The sequence below is a fragment of the Pseudomonas sp. Irchel s3b6 genome (assembly GCF_900187415.1).
In the GTDB taxonomy this organism is placed as follows: Bacteria; Pseudomonadota; Gammaproteobacteria; order Pseudomonadales; family Pseudomonadaceae; genus Aquipseudomonas.
The window spans coordinates 13,923-36,501 of sequence record NZ_FYDM01000011.1 but is presented as its reverse complement, the minus strand read 5'-3'; the positions used below and the strand labels follow the sequence as shown (position 1 = coordinate 36,501).

At 62.9% G+C, this 22,579-nt stretch carries 20 protein-coding genes and 3 tRNA genes; 10 read left to right on the top strand and 13 right to left on the bottom strand.

Annotated elements, in window-relative coordinates:
* Nucleotides 1-4 precede the first annotated feature (4 nt).
* The 10 genes from CKW07_RS18020 (at nt 5) to CKW07_RS17975 (ending at nt 12,411) form a co-directional block, all read left to right on the top strand.
* Nucleotides 5-1,597, top strand: coding sequence for a Wzz/FepE/Etk N-terminal domain-containing protein (locus CKW07_RS18020; protein ID WP_095146350.1), 1,593 nt, complete (start codon nt 5-7; stop codon nt 1,595-1,597).
* Nucleotides 1,582-2,682, top strand: a complete 1,101-nt coding sequence (locus tag CKW07_RS18015) for a glycosyltransferase family 4 protein (RefSeq protein ID WP_371850657.1) — start codon at nt 1,582-1,584, stop codon at nt 2,680-2,682. The genes CKW07_RS18020 and CKW07_RS18015 overlap by 16 nt, the downstream gene beginning before the upstream one ends.
* Entirely contained in the window at nt 2,679-4,049 is a 1,371-nt protein-coding gene (locus CKW07_RS18010; RefSeq protein WP_095146349.1) for an O-antigen ligase, read from the top strand. Before CKW07_RS18015 ends, CKW07_RS18010 begins: the two co-directional genes overlap by 4 nt.
* Nucleotides 4,046-5,014 carry a glycosyltransferase family 2 protein gene (locus CKW07_RS18005; protein WP_095146348.1) on the top strand — a complete coding sequence of 323 codons (969 nt, stop codon included), beginning with the start codon at nt 4,046-4,048 and terminating at the stop codon, nt 5,012-5,014. Before CKW07_RS18010 ends, CKW07_RS18005 begins: the two co-directional genes overlap by 4 nt.
* On the top strand, nt 5,007-6,143 hold the full coding sequence (locus CKW07_RS18000; RefSeq protein ID WP_095146347.1) for a glycosyltransferase family 2 protein: 1,137 nt from the start codon (nt 5,007-5,009) through the stop codon (nt 6,141-6,143). The genes CKW07_RS18005 and CKW07_RS18000 overlap by 8 nt, the downstream gene beginning before the upstream one ends.
* A gap of 9 nt (nt 6,144-6,152) precedes the next feature.
* The gene (locus tag CKW07_RS17995) at nt 6,153-7,163 is read left to right on the top strand and encodes a polysaccharide deacetylase family protein (protein ID WP_095146346.1); all 1,011 of its coding nucleotides are present in this window, start codon (nt 6,153-6,155) and stop codon (nt 7,161-7,163) included.
* On the top strand, nt 7,160-8,464 hold the full coding sequence (locus tag CKW07_RS17990; RefSeq protein ID WP_095146345.1) for an oligosaccharide flippase family protein: 1,305 nt from the start codon (nt 7,160-7,162) through the stop codon (nt 8,462-8,464). Before CKW07_RS17995 ends, CKW07_RS17990 begins: the two co-directional genes overlap by 4 nt.
* The gene (locus tag CKW07_RS17985) at nt 8,461-10,386 is read left to right on the top strand and encodes a hypothetical protein (protein WP_095146344.1); all 1,926 of its coding nucleotides are present in this window, start codon (nt 8,461-8,463) and stop codon (nt 10,384-10,386) included. The genes CKW07_RS17990 and CKW07_RS17985 overlap by 4 nt, the downstream gene beginning before the upstream one ends.
* A gap of 65 nt (nt 10,387-10,451) precedes the next feature.
* A complete protein-coding gene (locus CKW07_RS17980; RefSeq protein ID WP_095146343.1) occupies nt 10,452-11,648 on the top strand; it encodes a GNAT family N-acetyltransferase in 1,197 nt (398 codons plus the stop codon).
* Nucleotides 11,620-12,411, top strand: coding sequence for a ChbG/HpnK family deacetylase (locus tag CKW07_RS17975; RefSeq protein ID WP_095146342.1), 792 nt, complete (start codon nt 11,620-11,622; stop codon nt 12,409-12,411). Before CKW07_RS17980 ends, CKW07_RS17975 begins: the two co-directional genes overlap by 29 nt.
* 59 nt (nt 12,412-12,470) lie before the next feature.
* On the opposite strand, the gene CKW07_RS25480 is transcribed toward CKW07_RS17975, so the two are convergent.
* From CKW07_RS25480 to truA, 13 genes are all read right to left on the bottom strand, one after another.
* Nucleotides 12,471-12,629, bottom strand: a complete 159-nt coding sequence (locus CKW07_RS25480) for a hypothetical protein (protein ID WP_176465336.1) — start codon at nt 12,627-12,629, stop codon at nt 12,471-12,473.
* Nucleotides 12,630-12,869: 240 nt separating this feature from the next.
* Nucleotides 12,870-12,946, bottom strand: a tRNA-Asp gene (locus CKW07_RS17970).
* A gap of 93 nt (nt 12,947-13,039) precedes the next feature.
* A tRNA-Asp gene (locus CKW07_RS17965) sits at nt 13,040-13,116 on the bottom strand.
* Nucleotides 13,117-13,170: 54 nt separating this feature from the next.
* A tRNA-Val gene (locus CKW07_RS17960) sits at nt 13,171-13,246 on the bottom strand.
* A gap of 182 nt (nt 13,247-13,428) precedes the next feature.
* The gene (locus CKW07_RS17955; RefSeq protein WP_095146341.1) at nt 13,429-14,205 is read right to left on the bottom strand and encodes an SDR family oxidoreductase; all 777 of its coding nucleotides are present in this window, start codon (nt 14,203-14,205) and stop codon (nt 13,429-13,431) included.
* Nucleotides 14,202-15,413, bottom strand: coding sequence for an O-succinylhomoserine sulfhydrylase (locus CKW07_RS17950; RefSeq protein WP_095083040.1), 1,212 nt, complete (start codon nt 15,411-15,413; stop codon nt 14,202-14,204). The genes CKW07_RS17955 and CKW07_RS17950 overlap by 4 nt, the downstream gene beginning before the upstream one ends.
* A gap of 80 nt (nt 15,414-15,493) precedes the next feature.
* On the bottom strand, nt 15,494-16,999 hold the full coding sequence (purF, locus tag CKW07_RS17945; RefSeq protein ID WP_095146340.1) for an amidophosphoribosyltransferase: 1,506 nt from the start codon (nt 16,997-16,999) through the stop codon (nt 15,494-15,496).
* A 41-nt stretch (nt 17,000-17,040) separates the two neighbouring features.
* Complete coding sequence (locus CKW07_RS17940; protein WP_095146339.1) at nt 17,041-17,601, bottom strand: CvpA family protein; 561 nt, start codon at nt 17,599-17,601, stop codon at nt 17,041-17,043.
* A gap of 98 nt (nt 17,602-17,699) precedes the next feature.
* Complete coding sequence (locus CKW07_RS17935; RefSeq protein WP_095146338.1) at nt 17,700-18,365, bottom strand: SPOR domain-containing protein; 666 nt, start codon at nt 18,363-18,365, stop codon at nt 17,700-17,702.
* On the bottom strand, nt 18,349-19,656 hold the full coding sequence (folC, locus tag CKW07_RS17930) for a bifunctional tetrahydrofolate synthase/dihydrofolate synthase (protein ID WP_095146337.1): 1,308 nt from the start codon (nt 19,654-19,656) through the stop codon (nt 18,349-18,351). Before folC ends, CKW07_RS17935 begins: the two co-directional genes overlap by 17 nt.
* Nucleotides 19,653-20,573, bottom strand: a complete 921-nt coding sequence (gene accD / locus CKW07_RS17925) for an acetyl-CoA carboxylase, carboxyltransferase subunit beta (protein WP_095083030.1) — start codon at nt 20,571-20,573, stop codon at nt 19,653-19,655. The genes folC and accD overlap by 4 nt, the downstream gene beginning before the upstream one ends.
* A 272-nt stretch (nt 20,574-20,845) precedes the next feature.
* A complete protein-coding gene (locus CKW07_RS17920) occupies nt 20,846-21,478 on the bottom strand; it encodes a phosphoribosylanthranilate isomerase (protein ID WP_095146336.1) in 633 nt (210 codons plus the stop codon).
* Between the two features lie 63 nt (nt 21,479-21,541).
* Nucleotides 21,542-22,366 (bottom strand): tRNA pseudouridine(38-40) synthase TruA, encoded by an 825-nt coding sequence (truA, locus tag CKW07_RS17915; protein WP_095146335.1) that lies wholly within the window; start codon nt 22,364-22,366, stop codon nt 21,542-21,544.
* Nucleotides 22,367-22,579 lie beyond the last annotated feature (213 nt).

Here is a 22,579-nt window from a genome sequence, read left to right as displayed (position 1 = left end):
GGCCATGAATCCAAAGGAAAACTACCTGCATGAGTTCTTCAGGATCTTTTTCGCCAACAAACAGTTGGTCAAACGAGTCTTCCTGGTCTTTGCAGTCATCACCCTGCTGCTACCGCTGGTGCTCAAACAGAGCTTCGATATCACCGCGCAAGTGATCGTGCAGTCCAAGAAACTGTCCCAGGGGGATGCCACCACCTCCCTGACCCAGGAGAATGCGACCTTCGTCCCACCGACCCTGTCGGACATGGAAACCGAGGCCAACATCCTGCGTTCACCGGCGCTGATTCGCCAGACCATCAGCCAGTTGCGCGACAAGGGTGAGTACAACCCGGCCCCGGGCCTGCTCGCCAGAGTGGTAACCGACCCGCTGCGCAACCTGCTGATCAACCCGCTGCGCGAGTACGTGATCAACCCGGCGCGCCAGCTGTTCGGACTGGAAGTCGACCCGGTGCGCGATACGACCCTGGACGGGCTGACGCAAGAGGCCATCGACAAACTGAAGGTTGAAACCCTGCCCGGCTCCAATGTGATCTCGATCATCTACAGTTTTGGCGACCCCAAGCAGGGCACCGACTTCGTCGCGCAACTGCTGCAGAACTACCTGCAAAACCGTCAGGATCTGCAATCGATCGACTTGCCACAAACGTTCTATGAAACCAAGAAACTGCAATACCAGACCCGCCTCGACGGCCTGGAAGGTACGCGCCTGGGGCTACTGGAGCGCGTCGGTTCGTCCGACCCCAAGGAGGAAATCACCTTCCGCCTGAATGCCATCAACACGGAAGAACAGGCACTGAACCTGTACCGCGACCGCCTGCTGGAAAACCAACGCTGGCTCGACTACCTGAAGGCCAACCTGGGTAACGCCAGCAACGCCAGGTTCAGCGATTACACCTTCCCCTACACCTTCACCACCACCGTGGACAAGGTGGCGTTCGAGGACCGGGAAATCAAACAGCTCGGCGAACAGCTGACGAACCTGGTCACGCGCTACAACAACGACCTGGCAGTGTTCCAGCCTGGCAGTGAACCGATGCTGCTGACCCGCGAACAAATTACCCGCGGCCGCCAGCAGTTCCTGAAAGTGGTCGGCAACCGGATTCAGGAACGCACCAACGATCTGGCCGTCATCGGCTTGGTGATCGATCAGAAAATCGCGCGCATCGCTGAGTACAAGGAGCGTATCCACCAGTTGCAGGAAACCCAGAGCAAGCTGCGGCAGATGGACACCGAAATCAACGCCCTGCATTCCGCGTTCTCCACCTACGCCCAGCGTTTTGCCGAAAGCAGTACCGCGCGCCTGCTCGACAACGACCTGTCGAACGCACGGGTCCTGAGCCCACCGTTCGAACCCACCGAGGCGGCATTTCCCAAACCGTTGCTGATCATTCCGTTCGGCCTGCTCAGCGGGCTGCTGCTGGCGATCGCCCTGGTCTATGTGCGTGAGTTCTTCGACCATCGCTTCAAACACCCGGCACAAATCAGCCGCGAACTGGGCTTGCCGGTGCTGCTGGTGATCAACGACCAGAAAGCGTTGCCGAACAATCCGCACCCGAACTGGACCGTCCCCAGCTTCCTGCACTGGATGCGCAATTGAACGGGCAGACCGCACCTGCGCTGCCGATCATTCATCTGCTCGGCAGCGGCGGGTTCTACGGTGCCGAGCGGATGTTGCTGGACCATTGCCTGGCAACGCCCGGCCAGCACCAGGTGCTATTTCTCGATGCGCCGCCCGAACTCATCGCCCGGTTTCGCGCCGCCGGGGTCGATTGCCGTGCCTGCGCGGGACTGGGTGAATTGATGCGACACCTGCGTCAACGGCGCGACGAACGTCCGCTGCTCAACACCCACAACTTCAAGGGCCTGGTGTTGGGCTGGGTGGCCGCGACCCTGCTGCGCCTGCCGCTGGTGATTACCCAGCACGGCTTCACCCCGCGCAGCCGCAAACAGAAGTTCTACACCTGGCTCAGCCTGCAACTGTGCCGCACCGCGTCGGTGGACCGGGTGGTTTGCGTGGCCGAGAGCATTGCGGTGCTGTGCCGGCATGCCAGTGTCCGGGCGGACAAGCTCCAGGTGATTCCCAACGGTTTGCCGGCGGCCACTGCCCTGCCCCAACGCACCGCCGATCAGCAACGCTGGCTGGCCGGTTACGTGGGGCGCATGAGCTGTGAGAAAGGCCCGGACCTGTTCCTCGATGCCTTGATCCCGCTGTGCCAGCAATATCCACAGTTGCACGCGGTGATGCTCGGTGACGGCCCGGAGCGGCCCGCCCTGGTGGCACGCATCGACGCTGCCGGCTTGCTGGAACGCATTACGCTGCCGGGCTACCAGACCGAGATGGGCCCCTGGTGGACGCAGCTCGATGCACTGGTGATCAGTTCACGCACCGAAGGCACACCGATGATTCTGCTGGAGGCCATGCAAGCCGGAGTACCGGTGGTGGCGTTCGGGGTCGGTGGCATTCCCGATGTGCTCGAAGACCGGCACAACGGGTTGCTCGCCGCACCGGCCGACAGCCCGGCACTGGCGCGACAACTGGAAACCCTGCTCAACGAACCGCTGTTGGCTCGCACGCTGACGGAAAACGCCCGCCGCACCCAACTCGACCGCTACGACCTGCGGGCCCTCGCCGAGCGCTGGTCGCAGTTGTATATCCGCACTGCACAGGAGGCTCGCGCGTGATCATCCCTCTGTCGCTGGTCAGTCTTTTGGGGCTGGTCTCTCTGGTACTGCTGGCCAGTCCCTGGCCGTACCTGGCCCCCGGCGCCGTGCTGGGTATCGTTGGCGTGGCGGTGTTGTATCGCCGGCCGGCCTGGGGCTTGCTGGGGATCGTGGCAATGGTTCCGCTTGAAGGCCTGTTCAAGGACAGCACGCCGACCGGGGCAAAACTCCTGGGAGCGTCCCTGGCTCTGATCCTGTGCCTGCAACTGGCGGTGCACCAGATTCCGTCCGAGCGCTTGCGCAGTAACCTGTGGCGCTTTTTGATCGGGTTCATGGTGCTGTACTTCCTGAGCATGCTACTGACCGATAACCTGGATCGGTCCCTGGTGAACCTGCATGAAATCAGCGTCGCCCTGGTGCTGTTCGTGATCACCCTGCTGATCGGCCGCGAGATGAACATGATGATGTTCTGTCGACTGGTGACCCTCAGCGTGTCGCTGACATGCGCCCTCGCGATGCTCTCCACCCAGTATCAGGACCAGGGTCGCGCCGCCGGCCTGCTGGCCGACCCGAACACCTTTGCCCTGCTGATCGCTTTCGCCGTTCCCCTGGCGCTGTTGCTGCTGCTCAAGAGTCCTGGCCTGTGGCAACGCTTGCTCTGGGGCGGTTGCTGCCTGTTGTTGTTGGTCGGCATGACCAAGACCGAGTCCCGTTCCGGGCTGGTGGTGTTGCTCATCACCCTGCTCATAGGCCTGTACCACTACCGCGCCCAGTTACCACGCGTTCGTCCGCGTCATCTGGGGTTTGCCATGCTCGGCGCGGCGATCGTGATTCCACTGGCCATCTACGCCATGCCGGCCGGGTACCTGGCGCGGATCCAGTCGCTGAGCATTCTGAGTTCCGGTGCCAGTGCCCACCGTGACGAGTCGCTGGGCCGTCGCGCGTCGTACATTGTGGTCGGCAGCAAGATGATCCAGGAAAACCCGCTGCTGGGCTCGGGCCCGGGCACCTTCCCGCTGCATTACTCGGTCACCGGCTACGCCAAGGCATTCTCGATCAAGGGCGCAGCCAACGACTTGTACCGTCGTGCCCACAACACCTACCTGGAAACGTTCAGTGAGCTGGGTATTCCGGCCGGGCTGCTGTTTGTCGGTCTGCTCGGCACGGGCCTGTTCAACCTGCAACGCGCCCGCGCAGCCTGGCTCAAGCGCCATGAGTGGGAACAGGCCGACCTGGTCACGCACCTGGCCATGAGCCTGGTGTCGCTGATGCTGTTTCTGCTGTTCCTCAGCGCCGCGAACCATAAATACCTGTGGATCATGCTGGCAATGTCCTGGGTGTTGCGCCAGACGGCCGAACAAAGCCCCTTGCCGGAGCGCCAGGCATGAGCTGCGTCAGCATTATCATTCCCATGTTCAACGAAGCCCGACACATTGCGCGGACCTTGCAGGCGGCCCGGCTGGCGGCGAAATCGGCAGGGCTTGAGTGCGAGCTGATTGTGGTCGACAACGGCTCCCATGATCAGGGACCGCAGATCGCCCGCACCCTGGGTGCTCAAGTGTTGAGCCTGCCCGGCCTGCACATCGGCGCCTTGCGCAATCGCGGCGCAGCGCTGGCCAGCGGCGAATGGCTGGCGTTTATCGATGCCGACATCGAAATGCCGACCAACTGGCTGACCTTGCTGACAGGGCTGGAACTGGCCGGGCAGGCCGATGTGCTGGCGCTGGATCTGCACATCCCGCTCCAGGCGCCGTGGTTTGCCCATGCCTGGCAACGCCGCACCCTGCGCCCGACCACCCAGACGATGCACCCGGTGCAATGGCTACCCTCGGCCAACCTGCTGATGCGCCGCGAACGCTTTGTCGCCATCGGCGGCTTCAACGAAAGCCTGCGTACCGGAGAGGACAAGGACCTGACCCTGCGCCTGAGCGGGACGGGGGCGCGACTGTTGTCGGTCAATGAAAGTGTCGCCCTGCATTGGGGCTATGAAGGCAGTTGGCGTGAGTGGATGGGCAAGGAGTTGTGGCGCCAGGGCAGTCACCTGCAACTGCTGCGCAGCCAAGGTGTGAGCTTGCGCTTGCTGCGCTTTCCCCTGCTCTCGATCGGCGCCTGGGGGCTGGACGGACTGGCCATTGCGGCACTGCTCGACGGTATGCCGCATCTGGCCCTGGCGCTTCTGCTGATCAGCAGCCTGCCGGCGCTCGCACTGAGCTTGCGCCAGAGCCTGAAACACCACCACCTCGGCTTGACCCTACAACTCTGGGGCCTGCACTGGTTGCGTCTGCACCTGACCGGCGCGGCCTTCGCCCTCAGCCTTTGTCATTGGACCGCCAGGAGACCTGCTCGTGGCTAAACTCATTTTCTGGTTGTGCCTGTTGCTGCCGGTGTACGCCTACCTGGGTTACCCGCTGCTGCTGACAGTCGCAGGGCCGTTTTTTCCTCGACACAGGCCAGCGCCCTTGCCTGCGCAACGGGTCAGTGTGGTGGTTGCCGCGCACAACGAGCAACGCAATATCGAGAACAAACTGCGCAATCTGCTGGCCCAGGACTATCACGCCGCCAGCTTGCAGATCATCGTCGCCAGCGACGGCTCCACCGATCAGACCGTGGCCCTGGCGCGCAGCTTCAACGACCCGCGCATCGAGGTGCTCGACCTGCCGCGCCAAGGCAAGAACAGTGTGCTCAACGCCGCTGTCAGCCACTGCACAGGCGATATCCTGGTGTTTACCGATGCCGACGTTCACTGGATCGACGGCACCTTGCAGCGGCTGCTGGCGCCGTTTGCCGACCCTGAGGTCGGTGGTACCGTCGGCAACATGAACATCCCCGTCCCGGGCTCAGGCCTGAGCCTGGGCGAAAGCCTGTATCGCCACTACGAAGCCTGGCTGCGCCGGGTGGAAAGCCGAACCGGCTGCACGGTCTCGGCCGACGGCGCCCTGCAGGCGTTGCGCCGCGAGCTGTACCAACCGATTCCAGCTCTGGTCAACGACGATTTCTTTATCAACACCTGCGCACCGGTCGCGGGCAAGCGCGTCATCTATGTCGACGACGCCAAGGTGCTCGATCGGGGCGTGGACGAGGCCGACCGACAGTTCAGCCGCCGCCAGCGTGTCACCGTCGGCGGCCTGATCAGCCTGGCGGCCCGGCGTGAGCTGCTCAACCCGCTGCACCATGGCCTGTACGCCATCGCGTTGATCAGCCACAAGCTGATCCGCCGGCTGGCGCCGGTACTGTTACTGCCCTTGCTCGCGGCCAACCTCTGGTTGCTCGATGAGCATGGCTTCTACCGCCTGACCCTGGCCGCCCAGTTGCTCGGCTACGCCTGCGCCGTGGCCGGCCTGCTGGATGTGCGTCACCGCTTGCCCAAGCCGTTTCGCCTCGCCGCGTTCGTGCTGGTGACCCTGGCCGGCATGAGCATCGGCCTGTGGCAGTTCTTGCGCGGGCACAGCTACAACCAATGGAACCCCGACCAGACTCGATGAGTGCCTGACATGCCGATCAAAACCTGTATCAAGCGTGCCAGCGGCTGGTTGTACATGAACTCCCCCCTGGGCCGTCATCAACTGCGCGGCACCGGCGTGATCCTGATGCTGCACCGGGTACTGGCCGACGACGCGGCGGCGGCACTGCCGCACCGCAATGAGTTGTGTGTCGGCCCCCTGGCCTTCGATCACCTGCTCGGTTGGCTCAAGCGGCATTTCGACTGCGTGCCGCTGATGTCGCTGTTGCAGCCCGACGCCCGCCTGCGCCAGTCAGTCCGGCCCCGGGTGGCACTGACCTTTGACGATGGCTGGCGTGACAACGCGCTCAATGCCTTTGCGGTGCTGCAACAGCATCAGGTACCGGCGAGCATTTTCCTGTCCACGGACTTTATTGGCAGCCGCCAGCGCTTCTGGTGGGAAAGCCTGGGGGAAACCCTGTGGGGCAGTCACGGCGAAGTGCCGCGCCAGAACTTGATCGATCACCTGCAACAGTCGGGTCATACGCTGCCCGAAAGCCTGCTCGGCGAGGCCGACGAACAGCGCCGCAGCCTGGCCTTGGCGCATTACCTGCAAACACTCAAGCGCTTGTCGCCGGACACTCTCTGCCAGCTCGCCGGGACCTGCCCCGAGGATGCATCGCCCCAGGCGCTGGATTGGCATCAGGTGCGCACCCTGGAGAGTTCAGGACTGATCAGCTTTGGCCCCCACGGGGCCAGCCATGCCATCCTGACCGGGCTGGACGACCAGCGCCTGGAACAGGAACTGCGGCGCAGCCGCGACGCCCTGGACAACGGCTGCCTGCAGCCCCTGCCGGTGTACTGCTACCCCAACGGCGACCACGATCAACGGGTGCGCCAGCAGTTGGCGGCGCACCGTTACCCCTTTGCACTGGGCACCGGCGCCGGCCTTTACCGTGGCACTGGCGACCCCCTGGCCCTGCCGCGATTCGGTGTCAGCCAGCGCAACGCCAGCCGTCCGGAACTGCTGGCCTGGCGAATCAGCCAAGGGGCCCGCGCATGACCCTGAACCAGTACCTCAAGCACCTGGCGCTGAGCATGGGCACCACGGTGTTGATGATCGCCCTTCGCTTGCTGCGCAACGTGCTGCTGGCGCGCATCCTCGGTCCCAGCGAACGGGGCCTGTTCGCGTTGCTCAGTACCCTGCCCGACCTGATCAGCGCCGCCACCAGCGGCGGCCTGAATTCGGCCGTCGGGTTTCAGGCGGCAAAACAACGCCCCATGGGGTTGCTGCTCAGCCAGGTGCTGGTGTTCGGCTGCCTGCTGGCAACGATGCTGACGCTGTTGGTGGTGGCGCTGACGCGCGAGTTCGGCGGTGAACTGGACATCACCCGCCAACTGGGCCTGCTGGCCTGGCTGCTGCTGATGGCCGTGCCGCTGTCCGTGCTCAAGAGCGGCTTGCTGACCCTGCACAATGCCTCCGGCGGCGTGGTCGCCTTCAACGTCTTGCGGCTGATCGAGTCCCTGACCCCCTTGCTGCTGTTTCTTGCCTTGTTCTGGATGTGGAAGAGCGCGGCGCTGGAGGCGGCACTGATCAGCTGGCTCGCGGGCATCTGCCTGGTGGTCGCCGTGGGCTGGTACTGGCTCAAGCGCGATCACCCGCTGCGCCTGCAATGGGATCGCGCGGGGCAGAATGAACTGCTGCGCTACAGCGCCAGAAGCCATCCCGACCTGCTGTTTCAGCAGGTGATCCTGCGCTCCGATTACCTGCTGATCGGCGCTTTGCTGGGCAGCACCGCGCTGGGTGAATACGCCATGGCCACCGCCGCTGGCGAACTGCTGTTTATCGTACCGGAAGCGGTGACCACACCGTTGATGAAGCGCCTGCTGCAGCAGGAACAAGGTATCGAGCGCCTGACCCCTCTGGCCTTGCGCCTGACCGCCACGGTGATGATCGCCGCCTGCGTGAGCATGGCACTGGTCGGCGAATGGCTGATCGTCACCCTGTTCGGAGAGGCCTACCAGCCGGCGTACCCGGCGCTGCTGGCCTTGCTGCCAGGCCTGCTTGGGCTGTGTTACGTGAGCATCCTGCGCCTGGATCTGCTGGGCAAGAACCGGCCCGGCAGCATTTCGCTGGTGATGGGCCTCTGCGCCCTGTTCAACCTGGCGCTGAACCTGCTGCTGATTCCCGCCTATGGCATTGTCGGCGCCGCCGTGGCGTCCTCCGTTGCTTACCTGGCGGTGACCGTCGCCCTGCTGTGGCTGTACTGTCGCCTCAGCGGCGTGCCGGTGTGGCAAACCCTGATCATCCTGCCCAGCGATCTGGTGCCGATGCGTCAACTGCTGATGCGTAAACCGGCATGAAGCACCTACTGCTACTGATCAGCCTCGGCCTGGGCCTGAGCGCGCAAGCCGCGCCCATGCGCTGGGGCGACATTCGTGACGCCAGCCTGTACCTGCAGGCCGGGCAGCCTGACACCCTGACCGTGAGCTGGGTCCCGGCCTGGCAAGCGGATGCCAACGAAGAGCAACTGTACCTGCTTGACGGTCAGGGCAAGCTCGCGGGCGAACGGCACATCAAGGCCAGCGAAACCCGTGGCAGCCAGCGCTGGGACCTGGCGCCGAGTGCCTCCAGCTATCGGCTGGAGATTCCCGGCTACAGCTTTCGCAACTATCGGATCGAACATGATGAACACACCGTCGCGCTGCTGGCCCCGGCCAAGGTTCACTTCAGCGCCTCAACCCGGGATGGCGACGAGCTGTATTTCAAGGTCGCAGCCGGCGAACGGGCGATCCTGGCCGGCAAATTCCATGGTGGTGTCAGGGCATTGCAAGTAGAGCGACTGGCCGATGGCAAACCGCTGAGCCTGGCGCTCAAATCCTATCGCGACTATTGGCAATTCGATCAGGTGGCGCTGCCTGTCGCCAGCGTCGAACAGGTCTGGCGGCTGCGTCTGCTGGGCTCGGGCAAAGCCGCATTCTGGCTCGATGGCACCGCCAATCTGTTCGCGCAAAACCCGCAGCAGCTCCAGCCTGTGCGTGAAGACGCCGGCCAGACCCTGCTTACCCTGCATACCCAGATCGTCGGCCGAACCCCGGACCTGGGCCTCGCCCTGCCCTACGCACTGCCGCCACCGGACAGCCACTCGCTGTTCGATACGCTCAAGCCGCGCGCGGGCAGCTACTACAGTTTTGTCGACCTGACCGCGAAAAGGCCGCAGTACGAGGACCCCTTCCGGCGCTTTTACCAGGAACGCCTGGGCATTACCCACGACATCACCCTGCTTTCCGCCACGCAACGGGGCTCCATCCTGCGCGTCGATGCGGTCAGCAACGCCGGCCTTGACGCCTGGCTCGCCGGGACCCGCGCCCTGGGGGGCAAAGGCCTGCACTACATCGCCTTTGCCGATGAACCGAACCTTAGCTACGCGGACTTTTCCGACTATCAAGCACTCTTCGACAGCATGGTGCGCCAGGTGCAAAGCAATCCCGCCAACTTCCAGGCCGGTGTGCGCATCGCTATGCCGGCCAGTTCGCGGCTGATCAACGGTCCCCTCGCCGACAACGCCGCCGAACGCTGTGGCATTGACTGGGCGCGACGCCTGCTACAGGCATCAGGCGAGCGGATCGACGCCCTGGCCTGGCACGAATGGATGATCCGCGACCTGCTGGCCACCCGCGTGTACCGCGACGGCGTGCGACGCGCCGCCGAGCTCGTTGGCCTCGATCAACAAGGTCGGCCCCGCAAGGCGCTGCTGCTGGACCAGACCAATATGTCCAGCGGTTCGAGCCTGAGCCCCTACGACCAGGAAACCCATTTCGCTTCGCTGTGGTGGGCCTCGGTAGCCATCAATTCGGCCCAGGACGGCCTGCTCGACATGCTCAACTGGTTCCAGATCGATGACGAAGGCGACCACCGCAAGGGCATGTTGCGCGTGCTGGAAGGCGATCGCTTCGAACTCAAGCCGGTGGGCTACGCTCAGCAATTCATCGCTCGCTACTGGCTCAAGGACGTGGTGCGCCTGGACAATGACGCGTTCGAGGTTGACGTGCTGGCCATGGCCAGCGATCGACAACGCAGTGTGCTGGGCGTCAACAAGACCACACGCCTGCAGCATGTCACCTTGCAGGGCATCGCCGCCTCATGTCCGTTGCAGCCTGGCGCGCTGGTGTATTTCGGCGCCGACAGCCAGAGCCGGCCGGCCACGTTCAACTGTGAGGACGGCCGGGTGAAGTTCGAGCTGCCCGGCGAAACGCTGTTTGCCTTGAGCTGGAATGCTTCATGAGCCCCTCCATCGAACCGGTTGCCGTCGCGCAACCTCGCCATCGCAGCACAGGGAGTTCAACCGTTATGGCGGTGCGATTGCAATGGTGCATGTCACTGTGTGCCCCTGACTTTCCGCAAGTCGCGTACGAAGCGCTACGCCAGCGCGTGCCGGACGCGACACCCTTCAATACCCTGGCCTGGTTGCGCGCGGCCGAACACGCCCTGCAAGACGGTACGACGTTGCAGGTCCTGCTGGGCTGGCAGGACGACCAACTGTGCCTGTGCCTGCCGCTGATCGCCTGCCGTGAACGGTTTGCCGGGTTGCCATTTCGCGTCGTTCGTCACCTGGGCTATCCGATGGCCGACCGGATCGCCCTGCTCGCCTGCCTGGACAGCGACAGCCTGCAACAAGGGCTAAGGGCGATCCGCCAGCACTTGCCGCACGCCGTGTTGCAACTCAATGAGTTGCCGCAGCCCCCGGATCAGCCAGGCACACTGACGCCCTGGATGCCGCTGAGCTCTACCAGCGAACGGCGCCTCAGCTGTCGAGTACCGGTGCTCCTGATCAGCGACAGTGACCGCCAGGCAGTCTCGGGCAATCATCGCTACAAACTGCGTCGGGCGCGCAACCGTATCACGGCCTGCGGTGCGCAGATCAAGCGCCTGGCCCCGGACGCGCTGACCATCGGCCCCTTGCTGCAAGCGATCAGCGAGGTCGAAGCGGCCAGCTGGAAAGGTGACGAAGGCGTCGGAATCTTCTCCGACGCGCACCGCCGACTATGGATGAACGAAGCGTTCACCCACCTCGCCGCCCTTGGCCTGGTACGGGCCGTGGTGCTGGAGCTCGATGGGCGTTGCATCAGCTATCGTCTCGGGCTGCTGGAACAAGGCCGGCTGTATGACTACAACCTGGCGTTCCTGCCGCAACATGCGGACCTGAGTAGTGGCCGCGTACTGCTTGAGGAATGGATTCTCTGGGGGCTGGACGAAGGCTGGCAGTGGATCGATGCCTCGCGCGTGAGCCTGAACAACTCCACCCATCAACTGCATGAACGCATGACCGGGCAACTCGAACACTGGCGCTGGAGTTTCTATTCCTGGCGCCCCAGTGGCATCTGCCTGGGCCTTGGCCTGCGGTGCTGGCACTACCTCAAACCGCGACTGCACGCCTGGCGCGCCTGGCGGGTGGCCACCCGCGAGCCCGTCGGCGCGAAAAACCCTGTGGGCGGTACACACCCCAAGGAGGGCGAACATGCCTCGTCAAGTCATCGTCAACGCTGACGATTTCGGCCTCAGCCCGAACGAGAATGCAATCATCCTGCGGGCCTTTCAGGCCGGGGTGATCAGCTCCGCCACCGCCATGGCCAACATGCCCGCTTTCCACGCCGCTTGTCAGCTGGCGCAACAACCGCTGCTCAAGGGCCGCGTCGGCCTGCATTTCAACCTCACCTACGGCCGCCCCTTGAGCGAGGCGATCGTCCGCCAGTCAACCTTCTGCAGCGCCGCTGGCGAGTTCGACCTGAACCTTGCGCGCCACCACTTGTGGCTCGGGCGCGAACAACGTGAAGCGGTGTTGCAGGAGCTTGAGGCACAGTGGCAACACTGCCTGGACAACGGCCTGCAACCCAGCCATCTGGATTCCCATCAACACGTTCACAATATCTGGCCGATCGGCGAGATCGTCGCGCGGTTTGCCGCCCGCCAAGGAGTACCGGTTCGGCTGGCGCGCAATCTGGGACAAAACCTCAGCCTGCCAAAACGGGTGTTCAAACACCTGCTCAACCAACGCTTGCGCCGCCTCGCCAACGCAACGGCCGATTATGTATGCACCCCGGTGGATCTACGCAACGCCGCTCCCCCCACGGACGGACTGCTGGAGATCATCGCCCACCCCACCCAGCTCGACAGCGACTTTGGCGATGCCTACCTGCGTGCGGACGAGTCGTTGAGCCTGCTACTGGACCTTCGACTGCCGGGTATCCCGCGCGTGCCCTACAGCGTATTGCTACGCAGCCCATCCGCTGCGGCGACCGCCCTGGAATGACCCAGACAGCACACTGCCCCTGGCGGTTAACCAGGGGCAGTGTGCAAAACGCAATGGACTCAGGGTTTCAGCGGCCATTCCTCGTCGAGGTCCGACAGGCTTTTTCCATCATCCGGGTGTTTCCAGGTTTGCGGTGGCGGATTCTCTTGCGGGGTGGCCTCATCCGGCCGCTCCTCGTCGCCATCGTCGTCATGTTCATGCTGCTTTTCAGTGGCCATGGACCCTCCTCCTGAGCTGAAGGTGTACCTTTGAGAATAGAACAAGGTCCAGGCATCGCCGGGGACAGGCCGACATATGATCAAGCGTCGGTGAATTCGCGCACGACAAAAGTGAAATGCCAGAAACAAAAAACCCCGGTCTTTCGACCAGGGTCTTTGCTATCGACGCGAAGTAGATACTGGCTTTGCCAGTGGCTTTCTTCGTAGCTCCAAGGCGTTCAGTGGGCCTTGAGGCAGATATGGCGCAGCGGACGGGACTCGAACCCGCGACCCCCGGCGTGACAGGCCGGTATTCTAACCGACTGAACTACCGCTGCGTATCGCTTTGGACTTTCGCCCAATTAACTCGTCTGATTGCCAAGCTTCGAAGCTTTTCAATCTCGAACCAGGAAAACCTGATTCGGAAAATATGGCGCAGCGGACGGGACTCGAACCCGCGACCCCCGGCGTGACAGGCCGGTATTCTAACCGACTGAACTACCGCTGCGCGTCGGTGGAGGCTTTTCAGCTTCCCTCCTGCTTTCGCAAGAGTCTCAAGAAGTGGTGGGTGATGACGGGATCGAACCGCCGACATTCTGCTTGTAAGGCAGACGCTCTCCCAGCTGAGCTAATCACCCGTTTGCTTCTCCGAGGCCGCGAAATTTACGCAGATACCGAAGCTAAGTCAATAGCAGGATTGGATTTTTTTCAAAAACAGCTTCAAGCGGCAAGCTACAAGTCAAAAGCCGTGCCGCGCAGACAGGCCCAACACTGAACGGCTTTTACTTGCCGCTTGTAGCTTGTAGCTTAAAGCTGCCTCTCACTGCTGATAGACCATCTTCTTGGTCATGCCACCGTCGACCACAAACTCCTGGCCCGTGACGAACCCGGCATTCCTGGACAGCAACCAGGCCACCATCGCCGCAACGTCTTCGACCGTCCCTACCCTGCCCGCCGGATGCTGGGCGTGATCGGCGTCACTTAGCGGCTCGGCACGCCGGGCAGCAGGGTCACGGGCATCGATCCAGCCCGGACTGACTGCGTTGACCCGAATCTCCGGCCCCAAGCTGATGGCCAGCGCGTGAGTCAGGGCCAGTAAACCGCCCTTGCTCGCCGCGTAGGCTTCGGTGTCCGGTTCCGACTGACCCGCACGGGTCGAGGCCAGGTTGACGATGGAACCGCCGTGAGCCCGCAGATAGGGCGCACAGTGCTTGGCCAGCAGCATCGGCCCACTGAGGTTGACCGCCAGCACCCGGTTCCAGTACCCCAGGTCAAGGCTTTCCAGGGTGATGTTGCGAGGGTCGGCGACCGCCGCGTTGCACACCAGCGCATCGAGACGACCGAATTGCCCAAGCACCTCGGCAACGCCCAGGGTCACTTGCTGCTCATCGGACACATCCATGGCGATGAACCACGCGTGTTCACCCAGCACCTTGGCCACCCTGGAGCCCCGCTCACGATCGAGATCGGTCAGCACCACCTGCCAGCCTTCGCTGATCAACCAGGCGGCAATCCCCAGGCCGATACCCCGTGCCGCACCCGTGACCAGGGCGACCCGACCGTTGGTAGCACCGACAGACGTGGACAACTCGATCACAAGGCAGCCAGCCCGCGCGCCAGATCCGCTTGCAGGTCGGCCACGTCTTCCAGGCCGACCGCGATCCGGATCAAGCTGTCGCGAATACCGGCAGCCTCACGCTCCTGCGGCGCCAGGCGCCCATGGGAGGTGGTGCTCGGATGGGTGATGGTGGTCTTGCTGTCACCCAGGTTGGCAGTGATGGAAATCAGGCGGGTCGCATCGATAAAGCGCCAAGCGCCCTCTTTGCCGCCCTTGACTTCAAAACTCACCACCGCCCCAAAGCCTTTCTGCTGGCGCAACGCCAGTTCGTGCTGTGGATGGCTCTTGAGGCCGGCGTAGTGAACCTTCTCGATGCCGTCCTGCTGCTCCAGCCACTCAGCCAGTTGCTGGGCATTGGCACAATGCGCCTTCATGCGCAGGCTCAGGGTTTCCAGGCCCTTGAGGAAGATCCAGGCGTTGAACGGGCTCAAGGTTGGGCCCGCGGTACGCAGGAAGCCGACGATTTCTTTCATCTGCTCGCTACGACCCGCCACCACGCCACCCATGCAACGGCCCTGACCGTCGATGAACTTGGTGGCCGAATGCACCACCACGTCCGCGCCGAGCTTCAGGGGTTGCTGCAAGGCAGGCGTACAGAAGCAGTTGTCGACCACCAGCATCGCGCCCTTGCCATGGGCCACTTCAGACAGCGCGGCGATATCCACCAACTCGGCCAACGGGTTGGACGGCGACTCGACGAACAGCAATTTGGTGTTGGCCTTGATCGCGGCATCCCAGCCGGACAGGTCCGCCAGCGGCACGTAATCGACTTCGATGCCAAAACGCTTGAAGTACTTTTCGAACAGGCTGATGGTCGAGCCAAATACGCTGCGCGACACCAGTACATGGTCGCCGGCACTGCACAGGCTCATCACCACGGCGAGGATCGCCGCCATGCCAGTGGCGGTCGCCACGGCCTGCTCCGCGCCTTCCAGAGCGGCAATGCGCTCTTCAAACGCACGAACGGTCGGGTTGGTGTAGCGCGAGTAAACGTTGCCTGGTACTTCGCCCGCGAAACGCGCCGCCGCATCGGCCGCGGTACGGAACACATAGCTTGAAGTGAAGAACATCGGATCACCGTGTTCGCCTTCGGGCGTGCGGTGCTGGCCGGCACGTACGGCCAGGGTATCGAACGCTACGCCATCGAGGTCGCTGTCCAGCCGACCGGCATCCCAATCCTGACTCATGCTGTCACTCCTTGCCCCGTTCTTGATAGATAAACCGTCTTTGACAGATACAAAACCGGCCCCTCAGGGCCGGTGGAAACTCAGTTGTTGTACAGATCGATGATCGCACTGACAGCCTGCGTCTTGACCTTGGAGGCATCGTTACGTGCCTGCTCGATCTTGTTCAGGTAAGCCTCGTCAACGTCGCCGGTAACGTACTTGCCGTCGAACACGGCGCAATCGAAGTGCTCGATCTTGATCTTGCCGCCACCAACCGCTTCGATCAGGTCAGGCAGGTCCTGATAGATCAGCCAGTCGGCGCCGATCAGGTCAGCCACGTCCTGAGTCGAACGATTGTGGGCGATCAGTTCATGGGCGCTCGGCATGTCGATGCCGTAAACGTTCGGGTAACGTACGGCAGGGGCCGCGGAGCAGAAGTAGACGTTCTTGGCGCCGGCTTCGCGCGCCATCTGGATGATCTGCTTGCAAGTCGTGCCGCGCACGATCGAGTCGTCCACCAGCATGACGTTCTTGCCGCGAAATTCCAGCTCGATGGCATTGAGCTTCTGGCGTACGGATTTTTTCCGTGCGGCCTGGCCCGGCATGATGAAGGTCCGGCCGATGTAGCGGTTCTTGACGAAACCTTCGCGGAACTTCACGCCCAGGTGGTTGGCCAGTTCCAGTGCCGCGGTACGGCTGGTATCGGGAATCGGGATAACCACGTCGATGTCGTGATCCGGACGCTCGCGCAGGATCTTCTCGGCCAGTTTCTCACCCATGCGCAGGCGAGCCTTGTAGACCGATACGCCGTCGATGATCGAGTCTGGACGCGCCAGGTAAACGTGTTCGAAGATGCACGGGGTCAGGGACGGATTGGTCGCACACTGACGGGTGTGCAGCTTGCCGTCTTCAGTGATGTAGACCGCTTCGCCTGGGGCCAGGTCGCGAATCAGGGTGAATCCCAGCACGTCCAGGGACACGCTTTCGGAGGCGATCATGTACTCCACGCCTTCGTCGGTGTGACGCTGGCCGAAGACGATCGGGCGGATGCCGTGCGGGTCGCGGAAACCGACGATGCCGTAGCCGGTGACCATCGCCACGACGGCGTAACCACCGACGCAACGGTTGTGCACGTCGGTGACGGCGGCGAATACGTCTTCTTCGGTCGGCTGTAACTTGCCGCGCTGGGCCAGTTCGTGGGCGAACACGTTAAGCAGCACTTCCGAGTCGGAGCTGGTGTTGACGTGGCGCAGGTCAGATTCGTAAATCTCCTTGGCCAGCTGTTCAACGTTGGTCAGGTTACCGTTGTGCGCCAGGGTGATGCCGTAAGGCGAGTTGACGTAAAACGGTTGAGCTTCGGCCGAAGTCGAGCTGCCAGCGGTCGGATAGCGCACATGGCCAATGCCCATGTGGCCGACGAGGCGCTGCATATGACGCTGATGAAACACGTCACGTACCAGGCCATTGTCCTTGCGCAGGAATAACCGGCCATCATGGCTGGTCACGATACCGGCAGCGTCCTGGCCGCGGTGCTGGAGGACGGTTAGCGCGTCATACAGCGCCTGATTGACGTTCGACTTACCGACGATACCGACGATGCCACACATGCGACGCAACCCCTACTTAATGAAACTGAACTGAACACGACTCACTGCGGCGTTTTGGCCGTCGGCAAGAGGTGCTCCTTGAACGGTATTTCAGCGGGTACGCTGATACCGCTGGCCAGCCACTGACTGCTCCACCCTAATATGAGGTTTTTGGACCAGTCTGCAACCAATAGAAATTGTGGCACGAGCCTCGACTCCTGCCACCATGAATCCTGCTGTACCGGCCCCAGGCTCAACAGCCCGACGGCGGTGACCACCAGCAACGCGCCACGCGCCGCGCCGAAGGCCATGCCCAGGAAGCGATCGGTCCCGGAGAGGCCGGTGACGCGAATCAGTTCGCCGATAAGATAATTGACCATGGCGCCGACCACCAGGGTGGCGACGAACAGGATGGCACAGCCCGCGATCACGCGGGCCGACGGTGTTTCGATATAACCGACGAGGTACTCGGACAGTGAGCCACCAAACATCCAGGCAACGGCTCCTGCGATGATCCAGGTCACCAGCGACAGTGCTTCTTTTACGAAGCCGCGGCTCAGACTGATCAAAGCGGAGATGGCGATTGTTGCAACGATCGCCCAGTCAACCCAGGTAAATGGCACAGTGCAGCCTACAGACGGATAAGGCGGCGCATTTTAGCAGAGCCCATGGCTGCCGGTAAGCTGCGATTTTCAGTGGATTTCAAATTGAGGCGATAGCCTTAGCCGCGCTCCGGCTGGAAACGCACCACAAAACCCTTGAGATTATGCTGGCGACCCAGCAGGTCACGCAGACGATCGGCTTCGGCGCGCTCGATCAACGGCCCGACAAACACCCGGTTTTTACCGTCAGCCGTACGGATATAAGCGTTGTAGCCCTGGCTACGCAGGGTTTTCTGCAAGCTTTCGGCGCTTTCACGGCTCGACAGGCTGGCCAGTTGCACCGACCAACTGACCGACAAGCCATTGGCATCGACCCGAGCCTGGGTGGCGGCAGGCTTGCTGACGGGCGCGGTGACTGGCGCAGGTGCAGGCTTGGGCGCAGGCGCTGGTGCTACCGGCTTGGCGGCAACCGGGGGTGGCGCAACGGGCGTGCTCGGTGCACTGGCTGCAGGTGCCGTCGTCGGCGTGGCAGGTACTTGCTCCATGGCTATTTCAGCATCGCTCGGCACCGGCTCCTGGGGCAGCGCCTGCGGATCCGGAACCACCACTGGTTCGACCTGAACTTGCGGCAGGGTGGGCGCCTGCGGCGCAGCCGGGGCCTCTACCACCACCTGGCGCTGCTCGTCCTCCCGGGAAAACAGCATTGGCAGGAAAATCACTGCCAGAGCCACCAGCACCAGGGCCCCGACCATCCGCTGCTTGTACGCGTTATCCAGCAAAGCCATCTGCAGCCTCCTCCGTGGAGCGCCGGGCCAGCCACTCGAGGGCCTCGGCAACACAATAAAATGATCCGAACAGCAGGATTTCGTCTTCCGCCGTCGCCTGCGCGCTTTGCCCCTCCAGGGCATCCGCCACACTGGCATAGGATGTTACCGCAGCCCCGAGGTTCTGCAACGCAACCTGTAAATCCGCAACCGGACGCGCGCGAGGCGAATCAAGCGGGGCGACCGCCCAATGCTGGACACTAGCACTCAACTGGCCAACCACACCATCAAGATCCTTGTCGGCCAGCAACCCGAAGACGGCCAGGCGTCGACCCGCCACCGGACGAGCGGTCAGGCGCTGCGCCAGGTACTCGGCCGCATGGGGGTTATGCCCCACGTCCAGCATCAGGTTCAGGCGCTTGCCATGCCAGGTGAACTGGCGGCGATCCAGGCGCCCGACGACTTTCGTGGCCTGCAGCGCCGCGACTATTTGCCCAGGAACCCAAGGCAAGCCCGACAGCGCATAAGCCTGCAACGCCAGCGCGGCGTTTTCCATGGGCAGGTCGAGCAATGGCAGGTCGTGCAACTCGATCTCCCGACCTTGCCCGTCGACACCCCGCCACTGCCAGCCGTGATCGGTCACGCCCAGGTCGAAATCACGACCACGCAGCAAGAACCGGCAATTAAGCTCGCGCGCCTTGTCCAGCAAGGGTTGGGGAGGATTGAGATCACCGCACAGCGCCGGTGCGCCCTGACGGAAGATACCGGCCTTTTCGAAGGCCACGGATTCGCGGGTATCGCCCAGGTAATCCGCATGGTCGACGCCGATGCTGGTCACCAGCGCGATGTCGGCATCCACCAGGTTGACCGTATCCAGACGTCCGCCAAGACCGACTTCCAGCACCACCGCATCCAGGCCCGATTGCTGGAACAGCCAGAACGCCGCCAGGGTACCCATTTCGAAATAGGTCAGGGAGATCTCGCCGCGACCGGCCTCGACCGCCACGAAGGCTTCGCACAGTTGTTCGTCAGTGGCCTGAACGCCATTGATCTGCACCCGCTCGTTGTAATGCAGCAGGTGCGGGGAGTTGTAGACGCCAACGCTCAAGCCCTGCGCGCGCAACAATGACGCCACGAACGCACAGGTAGAACCCTTGCCGTTGGTGCCGGTGACCGTGACCACCCGAGGCGCCGGCTTGCCCAATCCCATCCGGGACGCTACCTCTTGCGAGCGCGCAAGCCCCATGTCGATGGCTGACGGATGCAACTGCTCAAGGTAGGCGAGCCACTCGCCAAGGGTACGCTCGGTCATAGGTTGGCAGGCACCGGCGGAACCACCACGGTCTCGACGGGCGCCGCCACGAACTCAGGCGTCGGCAGCCCCATCAGTTGCGCCAGCAGATTACCCAGGCGTGGACGCAACTCGTGACGCGCGATGATCATGTCGATCGCACCATGCTCCAGCAGAAATTCGCTGCGCTGGAAACCTTCCGGCAGCTTTTCACGCACGGTCTGCTCGATAACACGCGGGCCGGCAAAGCCGATCAGGGCCTTTGGCTCACCGACAATCACGTCGCCGAGCATCGCCAGGCTGGCGGAAACACCGCCGTAGACCGGGTCGGTCAGCACCGAGATGAACGGAATGCCTTCTTCGCGCAAACGCGCCAGCACCGCAGAGGTCTTGGCCATCTGCATCAGGGAGATCAGGGCTTCCTGCATCCGCGCACCGCCGGAAGCGGCGAAGCAGATCATCGGGCAACGGTTTTCCAGGGCGTAGTTGGCCGCACGCACGAAACGCTCGCCAACGATGGCACCCATCGAACCACCCATGAAGGAGAATTCGAACGCCGACACCACTACCGGCATGCCCAGCAGGGTGCCGCTCATGGAAATCAGGGCGTCCTTTTCACCGGTCTGCTTCTGGGCAGCGGTCAGGCGGTCCTTGTACTTCTTGCCATCACGGAACTTCAGACGGTCAACCGGCTCCAGGTCGGCACCCAGTTCGGCACGGCCTTCGGCGTCGAGGAAGATGTCGATCCGCGCACGCGCACCGATGCGCATGTGGTGGTTGCACTTGGGGCAAACGTCCAGGGTCTTTTCCAGCTCCGGACGATACAGCACCGCCTCGCAGGACGGGCACTTGTGCCACAGACCTTCAGGCACCGAGCTCTTCTTGACCTCGGAACGCATGATCGAAGGGATCAGTTTGTCTACCAACCAGTTGCTCATGCTTTCTTTCTCCAGTACCGGCGGCCCGAACGCTCTGGTTCGCGGCCCCGCGTATGCCCTTGAGCTAAATTCATGTGTGCGGCGATGATCGGTTCGCTGCCGCGGTCGGCACAGGGCCAGGACCTGCCTGCAACGCTTCCATCCTCAGCCATCCCGACAACCTGCGCAGGGCGGTTGTCACTTCGGTTTTGGTCCACCCGGAGGTGGCACCTGCCTGCTTTCGTGCAGCGCATGTTTGTACCATGCAGTGGACGGCGGCAGACTGCCAGCCGTCACATCGACGACGCGCTACTGCGCACTGCCTGCACAAAGGCGCGAATCTTTGCGTGATCCTTGATGCCCTTGCCCTGCTCTACCCCGCCGCTGACGTCCACCGCATAGGGCTGGACCCGGGCAATGGCCCCGGCGACGTTGTCCGGCGTCAGCCCACCGGCCAGGATAATCGGCTTGTTCAAGCCCTGCGGAATCAAGGACCAGTCGAAGGCTTCGCCGGTTCCACCGGGAACCCCTTCGACATAGGTATCCAGCAGAATCCCGCTGGCACTCGGATACGCGAGGCAGGCGGCGGCGATATCGTCCCCGGCCTTGACACGCAAGGCCTTGATATACGGCCGGTGCCAGCCTTCGCAATCGGCCAGGGTTTCATCACCGTGGAACTGCAACAGGTCCAGCGGCACTGCATCGAGTATTTCACCGAGCTCGCAACGACTGGCATTGACGAACAGGCCCACGGTGGTCACGAACGGCGGCAACGCTGCAATAATCGCCCGCGCCTGCTGGACCGTCACCGCCCGCGGACTGTTGGCATAGAACACAAAGCCAAGCGCATCGGCCCCGGCCTCGACGGCCGCCAACGCATCTTCAATGCGGGTAATCCCACAGATTTTGCTGCGAACGGCTGGCATGTCGTTGGAACCTCAGGGCAAATCCGGGAAAGTCCCGGATGGTAGCAAATGCGTTCGAGGGCGTCAGCCGTCAAGTTCCGAGAAACCGGTCAGGAAGTGCGGCCCGACGTAACGCTCCGGCAGCTGGAACTCATCACGATACTCGACCTGCACCAGGTACAGCCCGAACGGGTGGGCCGTGACACCGCCGGCACGCCGGGCCCGGCTTTCCAGCACCTCCTTGGCCCACTCCACCGGACGCTCACCGGCACCGATGGTCATCAGTACACCGGCAATATTGCGCACCATGTGGTGCAGGAATGCGCTGGCACGGATATCCAGCACGATCATCTTGCCGTGCTGGGTGACCCGCAGGTGATGGATTTCCTTGATCGGCGACTTGGCCTGGCACTGCCCCGCGCGAAAGGCGCTGAAGTCGTGAGTGCCGAGCAGGTGCTGCGCCGCCTCGGCCATGCGCTGCACATCCAGCGGCCGGTGGTTCCAGGTCACCTCTTCGTTGAGGTGCGCCGGACGAATCTGGTCGTTGTAGATCACGTACCGATAACGCCGGGCGATGGCCTTGAAGCGCGCATGAAAGTGCGCCGGCATGACCTTGGCCCAACTGACGCTGATATCGTGGGGCAAGTTGATATTGGCCCCCATGACCCAGGCCTTCAACGACCGGTCGACCTGGGTGTCGAAATGCACCACCTGGCCGCAGGCGTGCACGCCCGCATCGGTGCGCCCCGCGCAATGCACGGAAACGGGCGAATCCGCGACCTTGGACAGGGCCATTTCAAGGGTTTGCTGCACGGTGGCCACGCCGGAGGCCTGACGCTGCCAGCCGCGGTACCGCGAGCCCTTGTATTCAACGCCCAACGCGATCCGGAAAAAGCCCTCGGCCGCCATTTCGGCGGCCGGATTATCTATATTTGCCAAGGAGTGACAGCCTGCTGATGTACGCAAAGGCGGGCATTATAAGGCCCCGCGCCCGGGACGCCATGTTCGCGGTATTTTTTGTTCAACCCGGCGCCGCGAGTAAGCACCTGGAGAGGAGCCGCTTGCTGGAGTATCCGCAGGTGTGGCGACCAGGGCATTGTCTAGCCCTGAAACAGGTGTGAA

What these genes read in the sequence shown, in the direction of transcription:
- CKW07_RS17980 (WP_095146343.1), top strand. Translation starts at nt 10,452, where the DNA reads ATGGCGGTGCGATTGCAATGGTGCATGTCACTGTGTGCCCCTGACTTT.
- CKW07_RS17985 (WP_095146344.1), top strand. Translation starts at nt 8,461, where the DNA reads ATGAAGCACCTACTGCTACTGATCAGCCTCGGCCTGGGCCTGAGCGCG.
- purF (WP_095146340.1), bottom strand. Translation starts at nt 16,999, where the DNA reads ATGTGTGGCATCGTCGGTATCGTCGGTAAGTCGAACGTCAATCAGGCG.
- truA (WP_095146335.1), bottom strand. Translation starts at nt 22,366, where the DNA reads ATGGCGGCCGAGGGCTTTTTCCGGATCGCGTTGGGCGTTGAATACAAG.
- folC (WP_095146337.1), bottom strand. Translation starts at nt 19,656, where the DNA reads ATGACCGAGCGTACCCTTGGCGAGTGGCTCGCCTACCTTGAGCAGTTG.
- CKW07_RS17975 (WP_095146342.1), top strand. Translation starts at nt 11,620, where the DNA reads ATGCCTCGTCAAGTCATCGTCAACGCTGACGATTTCGGCCTCAGCCCG.
- CKW07_RS17990 (WP_095146345.1), top strand. Translation starts at nt 7,160, where the DNA reads ATGACCCTGAACCAGTACCTCAAGCACCTGGCGCTGAGCATGGGCACC.
- accD (WP_095083030.1), bottom strand. Translation starts at nt 20,573, where the DNA reads ATGAGCAACTGGTTGGTAGACAAACTGATCCCTTCGATCATGCGTTCC.
- CKW07_RS17950 (WP_095083040.1), bottom strand. Translation starts at nt 15,413, where the DNA reads ATGAGTCAGGATTGGGATGCCGGTCGGCTGGACAGCGACCTCGATGGC.
- CKW07_RS17935 (WP_095146338.1), bottom strand. Translation starts at nt 18,365, where the DNA reads ATGGCTTTGCTGGATAACGCGTACAAGCAGCGGATGGTCGGGGCCCTG.
- CKW07_RS17995 (WP_095146346.1), top strand. Translation starts at nt 6,153, where the DNA reads ATGCCGATCAAAACCTGTATCAAGCGTGCCAGCGGCTGGTTGTACATG.
- CKW07_RS17920 (WP_095146336.1), bottom strand. Translation starts at nt 21,478, where the DNA reads ATGCCAGCCGTTCGCAGCAAAATCTGTGGGATTACCCGCATTGAAGAT.
- CKW07_RS18005 (WP_095146348.1), top strand. Translation starts at nt 4,046, where the DNA reads ATGAGCTGCGTCAGCATTATCATTCCCATGTTCAACGAAGCCCGACAC.
- CKW07_RS25480 (WP_176465336.1), bottom strand. Translation starts at nt 12,629, where the DNA reads ATGGCCACTGAAAAGCAGCATGAACATGACGACGATGGCGACGAGGAG.
- CKW07_RS18020 (WP_095146350.1), top strand. Translation starts at nt 5, where the DNA reads ATGAATCCAAAGGAAAACTACCTGCATGAGTTCTTCAGGATCTTTTTC.